General features: G+C 63.8%; 10 protein-coding genes. 3 read left to right on the forward strand and 7 right to left on the reverse strand.

What is annotated here, in order from left to right; translation table 11 throughout:
* Positions 1–13: 13 nt before the first annotated feature.
* On the forward strand, positions 14–829 hold the full coding sequence (gene proC / locus NKH30_RS24165; protein WP_352822945.1) for a pyrroline-5-carboxylate reductase: 816 nt from the start codon (positions 14–16) through the stop codon (positions 827–829).
* Positions 830–975: 146 nt separating this feature from the next.
* On the opposite strand, the gene NKH30_RS24170 is transcribed toward proC, so the two are convergent.
* The 3 genes from NKH30_RS24170 to NKH30_RS24180 all read right to left on the reverse strand — a co-directional run bounded on the left by NKH30_RS24170 (position 976) and on the right by NKH30_RS24180 (position 6559).
* The gene (locus tag NKH30_RS24170; RefSeq protein WP_352472725.1) at positions 976–1134 is read right to left on the reverse strand and encodes a hypothetical protein; all 159 of its coding nucleotides are present in this window, start codon (positions 1132–1134) and stop codon (positions 976–978) included.
* Entirely contained in the window at positions 1127–2452 is a 1326-nt protein-coding gene (locus NKH30_RS24175; RefSeq protein ID WP_352819603.1) for an NAD(P)H-dependent oxidoreductase, read from the reverse strand. Before NKH30_RS24175 ends, NKH30_RS24170 begins: the two co-directional genes overlap by 8 nt.
* Before the next feature lie 156 nt (positions 2453–2608).
* The gene (locus tag NKH30_RS24180) at positions 2609–6559 is read right to left on the reverse strand and encodes a caspase family protein (protein ID WP_352997355.1); all 3951 of its coding nucleotides are present in this window, start codon (positions 6557–6559) and stop codon (positions 2609–2611) included.
* A gap of 135 nt (positions 6560–6694) precedes the next feature.
* Between NKH30_RS24180 and NKH30_RS24185 the strand changes: the two genes are divergently transcribed.
* On the forward strand, positions 6695–7576 hold the full coding sequence (locus NKH30_RS24185; protein WP_352819599.1) for a YihY/virulence factor BrkB family protein: 882 nt from the start codon (positions 6695–6697) through the stop codon (positions 7574–7576).
* A gap of 112 nt (positions 7577–7688) precedes the next feature.
* On the opposite strand, the gene NKH30_RS24190 is transcribed toward NKH30_RS24185, so the two are convergent.
* The 4 genes from NKH30_RS24190 to NKH30_RS24205 all read right to left on the reverse strand — a co-directional run bounded on the left by NKH30_RS24190 (position 7689) and on the right by NKH30_RS24205 (position 13125).
* Positions 7689–8450: a glutamine amidotransferase gene (locus NKH30_RS24190; RefSeq protein WP_352819597.1), complete on the reverse strand. Its 762-nt coding sequence runs from the start codon at positions 8448–8450 to the stop codon at positions 7689–7691.
* An 85-nt stretch (positions 8451–8535) separates the two neighbouring features.
* Positions 8536–9537, reverse strand: a complete 1002-nt coding sequence (locus NKH30_RS24195) for a rhamnose ABC transporter substrate-binding protein (RefSeq protein ID WP_352686514.1) — start codon at positions 9535–9537, stop codon at positions 8536–8538.
* A 46-nt stretch (positions 9538–9583) separates the two neighbouring features.
* Positions 9584–10573, reverse strand: a complete 990-nt coding sequence (locus tag NKH30_RS24200; RefSeq protein WP_352503590.1) for an ABC transporter permease — start codon at positions 10571–10573, stop codon at positions 9584–9586.
* Positions 10570–13125 (reverse strand): ATP-binding cassette domain-containing protein, encoded by a 2556-nt coding sequence (locus tag NKH30_RS24205; RefSeq protein WP_352819595.1) that lies wholly within the window; start codon positions 13123–13125, stop codon positions 10570–10572. The genes NKH30_RS24200 and NKH30_RS24205 overlap by 4 nt, the downstream gene beginning before the upstream one ends.
* Positions 13126–13321: 196 nt before the next feature.
* On the opposite strand from NKH30_RS24205, the gene NKH30_RS24210 reads away from it, so the two are divergent.
* A complete protein-coding gene (locus NKH30_RS24210; protein ID WP_023677417.1) occupies positions 13322–14605 on the forward strand; it encodes an ROK family transcriptional regulator in 1284 nt (427 codons plus the stop codon).
* Positions 14606–14651: the final 46 nt, after the last annotated feature.

The following is a 14651-nucleotide window of genomic DNA, read 5'->3' on the forward strand; positions in this document are numbered from 1 at the left end:
TGGGAGGCTTTCGATGACGATCAGGCTTGTTCTCGCCGGTTGCGGCAATATGGGCTACGCCATGCTCTCGGGCTGGCTGAAAGCCGGCAAGCTCGCTCCGGCTGCGGTGTTCGTGGTCGAGCCCAATGCCGAGTTGCGCAAGCGTGCCGAAGCACTGGGCTGCGCTGCCGGCGCGGATGCTGGCGCCATACCGGCGGACGCCGTGCCGGCCCTCGTCGTCCTTGCGGTCAAGCCACAGGTGATCCGCGACGTCACGGCTGGCTACATCCGCTTCAACGATGGCCGGACCACCTTCCTCAGCATCGCCGCCGGAACGCCGGTGGCCACGTTTGAAGGTATTCTCGGCGACCGCGCGCCGATCGTGCGCTGCATGCCCAACACGCCGGCGGCGATCGGCAAGGGCATGATGGTGGTGTTTTCCAACAGGCTGGTTTCCGACGAAACCAAACGCTTCGTCGCCGACCTGCTTTCGGCGAGCGGGCAAGTGGCCGATATTGACGACGAGGGCCTGATGGACGCGGTGACGGCGGTTTCCGGGTCGGGGCCGGCCTATATCTTCCATTTCATCGAAGCGCTGACCGTGGCCGCCGAGAAAGCCGGCCTGCCGACCGGGACTGCCAAGCTCTTGGCAATGCAGACGGTCTACGGCGCCGCCTCGCTGGCCGCCGAAAGCGGCGAGGAGCCGGGCGTGCTCAGACAGCAGGTGACCAGCCCCAACGGCACTACGGCTGCGGCCCTTGCAGTACTGATGGGCGAGGACCGGCTGACGCGCCTGCTCACCGAGGCGGTGGAAGCGGCGCGGCTGCGGTCTATCGAGCTGGGGAGGTAGGGCTTCTGGGGGAGCCGGTCGGCGGTGACGATCGATCGTTCCTTTCGGCATTAGCTACCGGTAGAAAGCCGTTACGCGGCGTTCCTTCGCGCCCTCCACTGTCCTGCCGACATCAAAATCGCGATAGCCTAGAATGTCGACAGATATCAGCGATGTCCCCACAAGTCGTCGATCTCGTCCTTGTTCACGGGCCGCCCGTCTTTGCCGGCTTTGGCTTTGAGATCATCGACAATGGCCGCGAGCCGCTCTGCCAGAGAAAGGCGTCCATTTTCCCGCTTCAACTCGGATTCACGGACCTCAGCCATCACCAAGATTCCCATACAGCATCTCGTCCTGCAGCCGGCGCAAGGCGAACAGCCCGGTCGTCGGGTCGGGCGCGGCATTGTCGGCGGCGAGCAATTCGCCTTTCCTCACCGGTTTCAGCACCTTGCCGCCTTCGAGCAGACCGACCGGCACGGCGCGATGGGCGCGGGCCTGTTCGACGGTCATGGTCCAGGAGCGGTAGCAGGTCTCGCCGATCGCATCGAAAACCTCGCCTGCCGCCAGATCCCGCTTGGCCACCGCGCAGACCTCGGCCACCGGCCGCGGCAGCGGCACCATGTCGGGCTTGCCGTAAAGCGCGATGCGAGCGGCCGTCAGCGGCACTTCCAGCGAGGTCAGATGGTAGGGCCTGAAGAAGCTGTAATAGGGACCGTGGCCGATATGCAGATCGTCCATGCGCTCGATGATGCGCGGATGCGTCGCCTCGACGATGACGAAGACACCGGGCGCCACGCCCTTGCCGACGGTGTAGTCGACGACGCCCTTCTTCGACAGAATGCCGCCCTGCTCGCGCGGGATCAGCACCTTGACCAGCTCGTCGCGATCGGCCTTGGGGCCGTGCATGCCGGGAACGTCGGGCACCAGCCCGGTGGCGTTGGCAATGGCGCACATCTCGACCATGGTTTTCGAGCCGTCGACGAACTCGACCAGCATGCGCGGATTCATGTTGCGGCGCAGCGCCTCCTCGCGGTAGTCGTCGGGAACGGCGTCGTGGTTGAGAGGGTTGTTTTTGCCCTTGCCGGCGGAGACGATGGTGTAGCCGAGCGCCGAGGCGAACTCGATCAGCTCCATGCAGCTCGACGGCTCGTCGCCGGCGCCGACCGAATAGACGACGCCGAGCCGGTCGGCCTGCTGCTTCAGATAGCAGCCGATGGTAACGTCGGCCTCGACATTCATCATCACTAGGTGCTTGCCGTGCTGCATCGCCATCAGGTCGAAATCGGCGGCGACCCCGGGCTTGCCGGTGGCATCGATGACGACATCGATAAGCGGATTGGTGACCAGCATTTCGTTCGAGGTGACGGCGATCTTGCCGCTTTCGATCGCCTGGCTGACCTTCGAAGCGCTGTCCGCTTCGGCTGCCATCGCCTGATCGCCATAAGCAATGCGGATGGCGTCACGCGCCGTATGCGGGCGGCGCGTCGAGATCGCGCAAACCGAAATGCCCGGCATCAGCATGCCTTGCGTCACCAGGTCGGTGCCCATCTCGCCCGAACCGATAACGCCGATGCGCACCGGGCGGCCTTCCGCGGCGCGCTTGGCAAGATCGCGGGCAAGCCCGGTCAAGGCGACATTGGTCATACTGGAACGTCCACTGCTTTAAGTCTTTGTTTTTATGCATGTCGTTGTCCCAAAACCGCGGCACACTTTTGGGCGACATGCATTATGAAGCGGGAATAGCAGGGAACGGCAACCCATTGCCAATCGAAACCGGCCGCGGCCACCTTTTCCTGTGCGCTATTGCAATTCGGCCAGCAAGGCTTTTGCCTCGGCAAGGTTCTTGGCGGAGCCGGCGGCAAGGTCGTCCATCTTGCGCTCACTGAAGATGACGAGCGCATGCTCGCAGGCGCCTATCGCTTCCTCGACCATTGCCTTCTGCTTGCGGGCAGCACCCAGATCGGTAAGCACATCGCACAGGCTGTCCTCGGTGAAGGCGACGCCCGGCACCGAACCGATCTTCTTCTGCACAGCGATCGCCTCGCGCAGGATCGGCACTGCCTCCTCGAATTTGGCGACGTTGTTTTCGGCGCGGCCGGCGAGCGTCAGCTGATAGCCGATCTCGTTTTGCAGGCTCGCCCAGCGGTCGGGGTCGCGGTCGCGACCGACCTCGTCTGCGAGCGCCCGGTTGACGGCGACCACCTCGGCGAACAAAGCCGGCGAAGGCTCTTTCGCGCCGATCATGCCAAGCACATTGGCCAGGCTTGCCTGCGTGCTGGCCCAGGGTTCGGGGGCGCGGTCGCGCGTGCGCACGCTCTGGATCGAGCGATAGATGCCGGCCGAGCGCTTCAGCAGGGCGACGTCACCGCGCCAGTAGCCCAGCGTCGAAAGCGCGCTGGCCAGGTTTGCCTGGTTGCGCAGCCATTCGTCGGCATCCCTGTCGCGGCTCATCACCGTCAGTGCCGCCTCGTAGGCCTGGACAGACTTGGCCATGGCGTCCGGATCGGAGCTGGCGTTTGCCTGCATCATGCGGGCATTGCCAAGGTCGCCTTCGACCGAGGCCCAGAGCGAGCGGTCGGGCAACGTGGCATAGACGGCCAGTGCCTTTTCATGCGCGGCCGCCGCCTTCTGGTAGAGCGATGGGTCATTGGCGCTGCCGGCAAGGTAGTAATAGGCAGTGCCGAGTTCGTTCTGCAGCTGGGCGTGATCTTCCGGCACCGTGGCGAGGTCGTAGAAGGGCAGCGCCGCTTCTAGCGCCGTCGCCGACTGGCGGAACGGTTCGCCGTCCTGCGTGCGGTCGCCCAACACCAGGAGCACGTGGCCCAGGCCCCATTGCGTTGCCGCCCAGGCGTCAGGATCGCTGTCACGGCTCTGCACCTCGAGCGCTGCACGATAGGCCGCCGCCGAGCGCTGGAGCGCCTCGTCCGGACCGCCATTGGCCTTGCCGAGCATGGAAAGTGCTGCACCCAGCCGGTACTGCGTCTTCGCCCAGTCCTTCGGGGCGCTGTCCTTGCTTCGCACGGTGAGCGCTGCACCATAGGCGGCGACCGCTTGTTCCAGCACCGCTTTGTCGCTGGCGCGGTCGCCCCAGGTCGCCAAAGCGTTGCCGAGACTGTGCTCGATCGAAGCAAACTCGATTGGAGCAGCGCCGGCGGTATAGATCTGCGAGGCCTCGCGATAGGCGGACGCCGACTCCCGGAGATAGTCGATGCCGGTGTCCCGATCGCCAAGCGTCGCATAGACCGAGCCTAGATTCTGCTTCAACGAAGCCCAGTCGAGCGGCAGCTTTTCGCGCGGATATTCAGAAAGTGCGGCCTCATAGGCAGCGATCGCCTCAAGCAGCGCGTCGTTGCCTTCCTGCCTGGCGCCAAGGCGCTGCAAGGCATTGCCAAGCGTCAACTGGCCGTTCGCCCAGCTCGCCGGCGCATGCTCGCGCGTCCAGACCGTCAGTGCGGCCTCTGCGGCCTCCCGAGCATGCTGAAGCGTGGCGATGTCGCCATTGATCTGGCCGATCGATTCCAGCGCCGAGCTCAAATTATTCTGGATCGTCGCCCATTGCGCCGGGGCGCGCTCGCGCGTCATCTCCTCGGTCGCAGCCTGATAGGCGGCCACCGCCTGCTCAAGCGTCGGCACGTCTTTTTCACGCTCGCCAAGGCGAAACAAGGCCGCGCCGAGATTGACCTGGTTCAACGCCCAGTCGAGCGGGACGCGCTCCCTGCGGTATTCGGTCAGCGCGGCGCGATGCGCTTCGATCGAAGCGCGGAAACTGTCGGTCGTGGCCTGGCGCTCGCCGATCTCGGACAGCACGATGCCGAGATTATTCTCAGTCGCCGCCCACTCGATCGGCATTTTTTTCGCCGCTTGCACCGCGAGCGCCGCGCGGAAGCAGGCGACGGCCTTGTCGAGCAGCGCGATACCATTCTCGCGCTGGCCGAGCCGCCAGTAGACGGTGCCGAGATTGCCAAGCGTCGAGGCCCAGTCGTCCGGATCGGCGTCGCGTGTGTAGACGGTCAGCGCCTGGTCGAAGGCGGAAGCCGCCTTGTCGAGGTTTTCGCGACCGGCCTCGCGTTCGCCCAGCGTCGACAGCGTGGTGGCGAGATTGTTTTGCGTGGCAGCCCATTGCCGCGGGCTGTTTTCGCGCGACACATAGGTCAGCGCTATTTCATAGGCAGCGACCGCCTGCACCAGAAAGGCATTGTCGCCAGAGAAAGAACCGTGCGCGGAGAGCGCCTGGGCCTCGGCTGCCTTGTAGAACCAGGCTTGATGGTCGTCCCATTTCTCGACCTGCTCATAGGCCTTGGCATAGTCCTGCGCTGCCGCCTGATAGCTGAACGAAATTTCGTAGGTTTTGGCGCTGTCGCCGAAAACCTCGGCAAACTCGAACCGACGCGCCTTGAGGTCGGCTTCGGCCTGGTCGACGGTCTTCGACAGTTCGCCAACGCGGGCCTTGGCCTGTTCATGGATTTTCTGCGCTGCTTCGAGTGCGCCTTCTTGCACCGCCTGCTCGGCCAGTCTTGAAAGCCGCACGATTTCCGGATCCTGGCTCTTCAGCGTCGCCTGCTCAGCTAGTACCTGTTTCAACCGCTCGGTCTGGCCGCGCAGCAATTTGTCGAGCTCGGCCGCATCCCTGGGTTTCTCGGTGCCCAGCGTCTTCAGCATGGCATAGAGCGCATCCATCGGTACGCCGCCGTCGCGGGCGATCGTCTCGATCTGGCGGCGTTGCGGGTCGGGCAGCGTCGAGATTGTCACCAGCAGCCGGCGGCGCTCTGAGAGGATCTCGCTCTCCTCGCCTTTCGGCACCTCGGCGGGCGTACCGAAATAAAGCAACCGGCGCAGGCTCTCATTGACCCACGGCCGCTGCCGGCCGCCGGTCTTGAGATAGACCTCCTCGCCGACCATGCGCAGCACGGTGCCGAATTCCTCGCCGCCCATCATGTCGATGTGACGCAATATGGCTGCCGCATAGGGGCTGTTGCCGTCTGCGGGACCGTCGAGCGCCACCTTGCCGGGCTCGGCGGCAAAGCCGATGACCTGGCCCAGGCTGTCATCCGCCGAACCCTTGGCCGGCGCTCTGCCGTTCAGCGCCACGACGCTGCGGGTTTCGCCAAGGCCGCCGGCGCCGATCGGCTTGCCCGCTTCGCCCGGCGTCAGTTTGAGCAGCGTGCCCGGTGGAAACGGATCGTTGCGGCAGGCATCGAGCAGCACGATGGTGACCGGCACCTTGGCCTTCAGCTCGGCCACGATCGATGACAGCGGCACCAGCTTCTCGCCGGCATCGTCGAGCGCTGTAATGTCGGTATCGACCGGCACCAGGAAATTCTCGCCGCCGGCTTCGATGCCGTGGCCGGAATAGTAGATAATGGCGACGTCGGCACCCTCGGCATCGTCGACGAAGCCTTCGAGGTCGCGTCGCAATTTGCGCGCGTCGCGATTGGTCGCGACATCGGTTTCGAAGCCGAGCCTGTCGAACATATCCTCGATGGCGCGGGCGTCGTTTTCCGGATTGGGCAGCTTGCCGACATGCTCATAATCGGACTGCCCGATGACGAGCGCGACGCCCTTAAGCGCCTTCGGCTCTTCAGCCCGCGCAGGAACCAGCGGGCACAAAAGTGCAAGCAGCGCGGCAAACGCCACGCCTATGCGCCCTGTTGCCCCTGAAAACATCATCGTCGTCCCACCCCAAACCCAGCGCGCCATCTTCCGCAACGGCATGGCATCATGATGGCCGGCGCGTGGCAAGTGTTCGGGCAAGAGGTGTTCTTGTCGTGGGGAAGGGAGGCAGGAATGTCATGCTGCTCCGCGCCCCCTCCTGTCCCGCCGGCCTCTCGCCCCTCGCCCAGCGCTGCGCGGCCGCTACTTGTTTGTTGACAGGCATGCGAGGCCTACATGTGGAATTTGGCAGCAGAGGGCTGGAGGCTCCTCAAGCAGAGCGTCATCGGCTTCATCGACGACAATGCGCTGAGCCATGGGGCGGCGATAGCGTTTTATGCCACGACCTCGCTTGCGCCGATCCTGCTCATCGTTGTCGCAATTGCCGGCATGGCCTTCGGGCACGAGGCGGCGCAACTCGCCCTTTCGGCACAGATCGCTGGCCTGATGGGGCCGCAAAGTGCCGAGCTGCTGCAGGCGACGATCGAGAACGCCTCGCAGAAGGAAGCGGGAACCCTTGCCAGCATTCTGGGGCTGGTCACGCTGTTCGTCGCCGCATCCGGCGTGTTCGGCGAAATGCAGCTGGCGCTGAACGAAATCTGGAAAGTCAAACCGAGCGGGGCAACGATTTCACGAATGGTGCGGGCACGCATTGCAAGCCTGGGCCTGGTCGCCGCGCTTGGTTTCCTGCTGCTGGTGTCGCTGGTCGTAAGCGCTGCAATTTCGGCGCTCGGAGAGGTCATCATCGCCGACCTGCCGTTCGGCACCATCATCCTGAGCGCCATCAACGGGATCGTCTCGTTTGCCCTGATCACACTGCTGTTTGCCGCAATCTACAAGGTGCTGCCGGACCGCAGCCTGCAATGGCGCGATGTCGGCATCGGCGCCGCGGTCACCGGGTTTCTGTTCACCATCGGCAAGTCGCTGATTGGCTGGTATATCGGAACCAGCGCCATCTCATCATCATACGGCGCGGCCGGCGCCCTGCTCGTCGTGCTGTTATGGGTCTATTATTCAGCGGAGATATTTCTGCTGGGCGCCGAATTCACGCGAGCCTATTCGGTTCGACATGGCAGCCGGTCCGATTTGAAGAACAAGGTGGAATTGCATGGCGAATGAGTTCACGCCGAAATTCGACCTAGCCGACGAGGTGGTGGTGGTCACCGGCGCCTCGCGCGGCATCGGCCGCGCCAGGACAACCGCACTGGGTCAAACCTAGTGTCCGGCTTCCTCATTCATTGCCGGCAAGCCAACGGACGATATTCGCCATCAGTCTTCCGTAGAACGGCCACGCGAGGAAATTCTGCGAGAGCCAATGCGGGCCGATATCGGTTGCCCAGGCAATCGTGCGGCCGCGGCCATGGCTACCGACGGCAAGGAGCGGCCAGTCGGTGCCGCGATGGTGGCAGGTCGCCAGAAGCCGGGACGAACCGTCGCGCCTGAATTCCAGCTTGTTCATGCCGAGAATCGGCGGCAAAGGCCCCTCCACCCCGGAAAAAATCGGATGTGACGACTGCAGGATCGAGGCCTGCAGGCCTTGCGGCACCTCCATGCCGTCGCAGTAGGGTAGGCAACGGACCGGCAGAACGTCCTCGACCGGGGTGTCGTGGAAACGCGCCGTCCCGAACATGCCCTGAAAGCCCATGTAACCGCCGGCCAGCATCAGCCCGCCGCCACCTTCGACATAGGCCTTGAGCACATCGAGGCGGTTGACGCCGACACGCCCGGTGCGGGCATCCGGCGTCACCAGCAATGTCAGGGCGCCGACATCGGAGATCACCACCGCCTGATATTGGGCGAGCCCATCGAGGTCATAGGGAAACTCCGCGCTGCAACGCTCGCCGCCGATCTGCGTGACCGCGATGCCTTCAGTGGTCAGCGCGGCATTGAAGGCCGTCGCGCCATTTGTCGAGGTCGCACTTGTAAGCACGTCGCTGCCGATGGCAACCGAGGTCGTCGCTGCAAAGGTTTCGCCTGCAAGCAATATCTTCATTGCCGCCCCGCACTGTTTCATTCGAGAGGTTTTTAGGAAGGGCGCCGGATGGACCGGCGCCCCCTTGAGTTCAAGCCCTACAGGATCAGAATTTGAATTCGGCCAGATTTTCGGGAGTTACGATCTTGGCCGGACCAAGGATCAGTTCGCCGCCGGCGCCAATCGTGTATTCGCCGAGCCTGCCTGCCGTGAACTTCTCACCCTCCTTGCCGGTGATCTTGCATTGCGCAAACGCCTGGGCCGTCTGATAAGTAAGATAGCCAAGATCGGTGACGTTCCACCAGATATCCTGAGCCGCTTCGTCCTTGATGTATTTCGAGATCAGAGTGGCCGGCGCGAGGCCGGTCAGCTTGACCTTGCCGATCATGCCCGCTTCCTCGAGTGCACGCGCGGCCGCCGGAAGGCCGATGCCTGCCGGGACGATGATCACCTTGAGATCGGGAAACGCCTGCACCAGCGCCAATGCCTGCTGCTGGTTGATCTGTTCGCTTTCTTCGCCATAGGCCACCTGCACCAGCTTCATTTTGGAGAACTTCGGCTCGGCCGCCATTTTCGCCTTCATGAAGTCGATCCAGGCATTCTGGTTGGTCGCCGTCGGGGTCGACGACAGGATCGCGAATTCGCCTTCACCGCCGCTGAGGGCGAATGCACTTTCGAGCATCATCTCGGCGAGGCTGTCGCCCTTCACCTGATTGACGAACACCGCACGCGCATCGGCGGCCACATCGGAGTCATACGAAATCACCCTGACGCCCTGCTGAACGGCGCGCTTCAGCGCAGGCGCGACGGCGTTGGCGTCGTTGCCGGCAATTGCGATGACTCCGACCTTCTGCGAGACAAGGCTGTTGATGAATTCGATCTGCGCCTCGGCGGTCGCCTGCGATGGGGCGACCTGGGTAGCGGTGCCGCCAATTTCCTTGGCTGCCTCTTGTGCGCCTCCAAAGGCCACTTTGAAGTAGGGATCCGTGTCGAGCTTGGGCAGGAAACCGACCGTTACGGGTTCCTTGGCGCACTCCTGGCTGAAGGCCAGCGAGCTTTGCGCAAGCAGAACCGCGGATGCGAGCAGGGCTAATCTAAACGCTTTCATTGTGACTCCTCCGTCAAAATTCGGGCTTGAAGGAAGGGGCCCGAGATCACCCCTTTGTCTCGCGCATTGCGCGGGATCTGCTGAGCATCTCCTGTGTGGAGCGCCAGTAATTGCCGATCAGCAGCGAGCCGATCAGAAGCAGGCCGATGATCATGCCCTGCGCGTCGCCACCGATCTGGTTCAGCGCCAGCACGTTGCGGATGATGGCGATCAGGACCAGTGCCAGCATGACGCCGGTCAGGCGGCCCTTGCCGCCAAAGACGCTGATGCCGCCGAGCAGCACGATGGTGATGACGTCGAGCTCCATGCCGAGCGCATTGTTGGCGCGGGCGTTGGAAAGGCGCGCGGTATAGACGATGCCGGCCATCGCCGCGACGACGCCCGAGACGACGAACAGGTTCAGCACCATCCGGCGCGTGTTTATGCCGGAATAGCGCGCCACCTCGGGGCTGCCGCCGAGCGCGTAGATGCGCTTGCCGGTCGGCGTCTTCTGCAGCACGACCGCAAACACCGGCGCCAGCACCAGGAAGGGCACGATGGTCCACGGTATCTCGGTGCCAGGCAGGTTGTTGATGCCGAAATCGACGACCGCGGGCGGCAGGATGTTGACCGAGCCGGTGCCGAGCAGGATGTAGCCAATGCCTCGATAGAGCGCCATGGTGCCGAGCGTCACAACCAACGACTGCAGTCCGAGGCCCGAGACCAGATAGCCGTTGAAGGCGCCGAGCAGGCCGCCGATGACGAGCGTCAACGGGATTGCGGCAAGTGTCGGCACACCGGCCTGGACCAGCAAGCCAAAGACGACGGACGTCAGCGCCAGCACCGAGGCGATCGACAGGTCGATCTCGCGGGTGATGATGAGCAGCGTCATCGGCAGGATCAGCAATGCCTTTTCCGAGGCGCTGGCGGCCAGTTGCGAGAGATTGAAGCCGGAAACGAAATTCGGCACGAAGATCGCGGCATAGAGGAAGATGGCCAAGCAAGAGGTCGCCAGCAGCAGATCCCAGAAGTCGATCGAACGGAGGAACTTTTTCACCGCGCCCTCGCCTGTCTTGCCTGCTCGGCCCGCCGCACGATGAAGGTGTCGATGCCGATGGCGACCAGGATCACGAGGCCGTAGACGCCCTGCAGCCACAGCGGGTCGACGCGCACCAGCGTCAGCCCGTTCTTGATGACGAGCAGCGTGAGCGCGCCGAGGATGATACCGAGCAGTGTGCCCGAACCACCGCGGATGGCGACGCCGCCGACCACCGCCGACGCGATCACGGTGAGTTCGAAGCCGAGCGCGACGCGTGCATCAATGGTCGCGTAGCGCGATGCCCACAGCGCGCCGCACAGGCCGCCGAGCAGGCCGGCCATGCCAAAGGCCAACAGAATGCGGCGGTCGACGGGGATGCCGATAAGACGCGCGCCGTCGGGATTGGAGCCGGCGGCGAACAGTTCGCGCCCGATCGCCGTACGATAGAGCAGCACGTAGCCCAGGCACAGGATAACGATCGCGATGATGACGATCAGCGGCACGCCGGCGATCTTCAGGCCGGTCATGTCGAGCCAGGCTTGCGTTACTTCGTCGGCGCTGATCTGGTCACCGGCTGCCCAGATCGAGTTGAAGCCGCGGAAGATCGACATTGAGGCCAGCGTGACGACGATCGCCGGGATCTTTCCCCTGGTGACGACGAGGCCGTTGATCAGGCCGGCGACGCCACCGACGGCGCATGCGGTTATCAGGCCAATGCCGATGTCGAGCCCTGGATAGGCCTGGACCATGCTGGCCGCCATGTAAGCCGACAGGCCGATCACCGCAGCGATCGAAAGGTCGATGTTGCGGGTGATCAGCACCAGCATCTGCGCGAGTGCCGCAACGACGAGCAGGGCGGCATCCATCGACACGGCGGTCAGGTTTGCAGCGCTCACCATGCGCGGGTTGATGATGGTGACCGGGATGGCGACCGCCAGCATCGCGGCGAGCAGACCGAACTCCCGCCGCTTCAGTATGTCGAGCGGTCCTTTTCTCTTCTCCTCGCCGGTGGCCTGCGCCGCATCGGCGCTTTCGCCGGCCTTGGTCGCTGCTTCCAGCACCTTTTCCTGAGTGGCTTCGCCCCTGGCAAATTCGGCCGTCCGATGGCCTTCGCGCAGGACGATGATGCGGTCGCACATGCCGATGAGCTCGGGCATTTCGGAGGAGATCAGGATGATTGCCATGCCCTGGGCGGCAAGGTCGGCGACCATCGCATGCACTTCCGCCTTGGTGCCGACGTCGATGCCTTGCGTCGGCTCGTCGAGGATGAGGACGCGCGGTTCGGTGCGCAGCCATTTGGCCAACACCACCTTCTGCTGGTTGCCGCCGGACAGTTCCTTTACCGGCTGCGCGTAGCCGGAAAAGCGAAGCTTCATGCGCTTCAGCCAGTCCGAAACCAGATTGATCGCGCGGTTCGTGCCGTAGAAACCGGAGCGGGCTGCCTTGTCGAGGACTGGCAGCACCGCGTTGTCGAGGATGGAAAAATCCATCACCAGGCTCTGGCCCATGCGGTCTTCAGAGACATAGGCGATACGCGCATCCATGGCGTCGCGTGCCGACGCGAAGCGCACTGCTTCGCCGTCGATCAGGATTTCGCCGGCATCGGGCTGGTCGATTCCGAACAGCACGCGCGCGATCTCGGTCCGCCCGCTGCCGACCAGGCCGCCGAGCCCGAGCACCTCGCCGGCATGGAGCTTGAGGTCGATATTGGAAAAGCCACCGGCGTGCGAAAGCCCCCTCGCCTCCAGCACCAGTGCGCCGGTGGCGTGGCTTCGTTGCGGATAGAGGTCGGTGACCTCACGGCCGACCATCATGCCGATGGCAGCGGCGCGGCCAAGCTCGGCCTTCGGCTTGACGCCAATGAGACGCCCGTCGCGCAGCACCGCGATGCGGTCGGCGATGCGGAAGATCTCGTCCATGCGGTGGCCGACGAACATCATCGCCACGCCGTGCAGCCGCAGGTCGGCGACGACAGTGAACAGCCGCTCGACCTCGCGCTGCGACAGGGCGGCCGTCGGCTCGTCCATGATCAGCACCCGCGCGTCGAGCGACAGGGCGCGGGCGATCTCGACCAGTTGCTGTTCGGAGGTGCGCAACGTTCCGAGCCGGGTTTCGGCCGGCACGTCGAGGCCGACTGTCGCCAGCACCCTGCGCGCGCCGGCAAGCATGGCGGCGTTGTCGATGCCGCCGAAGCGGTCGCGTGGCATATGGCCGAGATAGATGTTCTCCGCCACCGAAAGATCAGGGAAAAGACCGGGGTGCTGGTGCATGACCGAGATGCCGGCAGCCTGGGCGTCGTGCGGCGAATGGAAGACCACAGGCTTGCCATCGACTTCGACATGGCCGCCGGTCGGGAGATACACGCCGGCCAGCAGCTTTACGCAAGTGCTCTTGCCGGCGCCGTTTTCGCCAAGCAGAGCCAGCACCTCGCCTGAGCGCAATTCGAAGGACGCGTCCTTGAGGGCGATCGTGCCGCCGAAGGCTTTTGTCGCCTGAACCAGGGCAACGGGGACAGCCGCGTCGCTCTTCACCATGGCGTCGGCTTCGCCTAATGCGCCCAAGTGCAGCACCTTTCCTCCCTGGTCCTGTTTTTTCAATTTGCTATATTAAATGGCCGAATGCCGCAACTGGAAAATTGACTTCCATGGCCGCGAAGGGCACTGTCGCGTCGCGCACGGGTGCGATTGGCGTGCTCGACCCCGCGGCAGCCTCAAAGCTGCAAGCGGATGGAGTGGCTCTGGGGGAATGAATGGGGAGGCGCCGGTTTTGTCCGGAAAAGGCAGCAATTCGGTCAAGGTTCGGCATTATAACGAGCGCTTCGTGCTTGATGCCATTCGCCGCCTGAAGGAGGCATCCAAGTCCGATCTGGCGCGCGCCGCAAATCTGACGCCGGCCGCGGTCGCCACCATTGTCGACGGGCTGGAATCTTCCGGATTCGTAAAGCAAGTGGGAAAAAGGTTCGGGCAACGCGGATCGCCGTCCACTCTCTACCGACTTGCACCTGAGCGTATCTACAGCGTCGGCATCAAGATCGGCCGGCGCGCGCTGGAAGCCGTGCTCGTCGACTTTGCCGGCGAGGTCCGCTCGCGCGAGTCGCACGAATATCGCTTTCCGGATCCCGACATGGTGCTCAAGGCCGGCAACATGTCGCTGGCCAATTTCGACAAGCTGGTCGAGGGGCTTGGCGATGCCAGCATCGTCGGCGTCGGCATCGCCTCGCCATATTTCCTCGGCGGCTGGAGCGAGGAACTCGGCTTTCCCGACGACCTCGGCAGCCGCTGGGAAGCAATCGATCTGACGACATTTTTCGCCACAAAGCCGAAGACCCCGGTCTTCGTGGAAAACGACGCGTCATCGGCCGCACTCGCCGAGCTCATCCAGGGAACCGGCGCGCGGTTCCGCGACTTCATGCATATCTCGATCGACACCTTTGTCGGCGGCGGACTGGTGCAAGGCGGCAAGGTCCACACCGGGCCGCACGGCAACAGCGCCGCGCTCGGTCCTTTGCCGGTCTCGCCTTCAAGCCTCGATTCGGTGGCGGCCAAGCCGGCGCGCTACCAGAGCCTGCTGCATCGCGCTTCGATCTATGTGCTGGTCAATCATCTCAAATCGCGCGGCATCGAGATCAACCGTGTGCGCGAACTCGATCCCTTGCCGCCGGGGGCGCGCGAGCCGCTGTCCGAATGGATCGACGATTGTGCCAATGCGCTGGTCGAGGCGATCATCGCCATCACCTCCGTCATCGACATCGAGGCGATCGTCCTCGACAGCATCCTGCCGCGGCCGATTCATCTCGAGCTGCTGGCAAAGGTGCAGACGCAGTTCAACAGGATCAGCGCCATCGGCATCGTGGCGCCGGAAATCGTCTCGGGACAATTCGGCCCCGAGGCTTCGCCGATCGGCGCGGCGATGCTGCCGTTCTCGGCACTGTTGGCGCCCGACAGCGGCGTGCTGATGATCGGCAAGGACAGAACAATGCTGCCGGGTAGCCTTTCGAGGCTTGCCAGCCAAGGCCAACCAGCAAGAAGCTCAGCGCCTTCAACGGCATAAGATAGTGCCGCGAAAGAGCATCAAGCTCCGGGCATCATCAACATCA

The organism is Mesorhizobium sp. M1273, assembly GCF_040318195.1.
Taxonomy (GTDB): domain Bacteria; phylum Pseudomonadota; class Alphaproteobacteria; order Rhizobiales; family Rhizobiaceae; genus Mesorhizobium.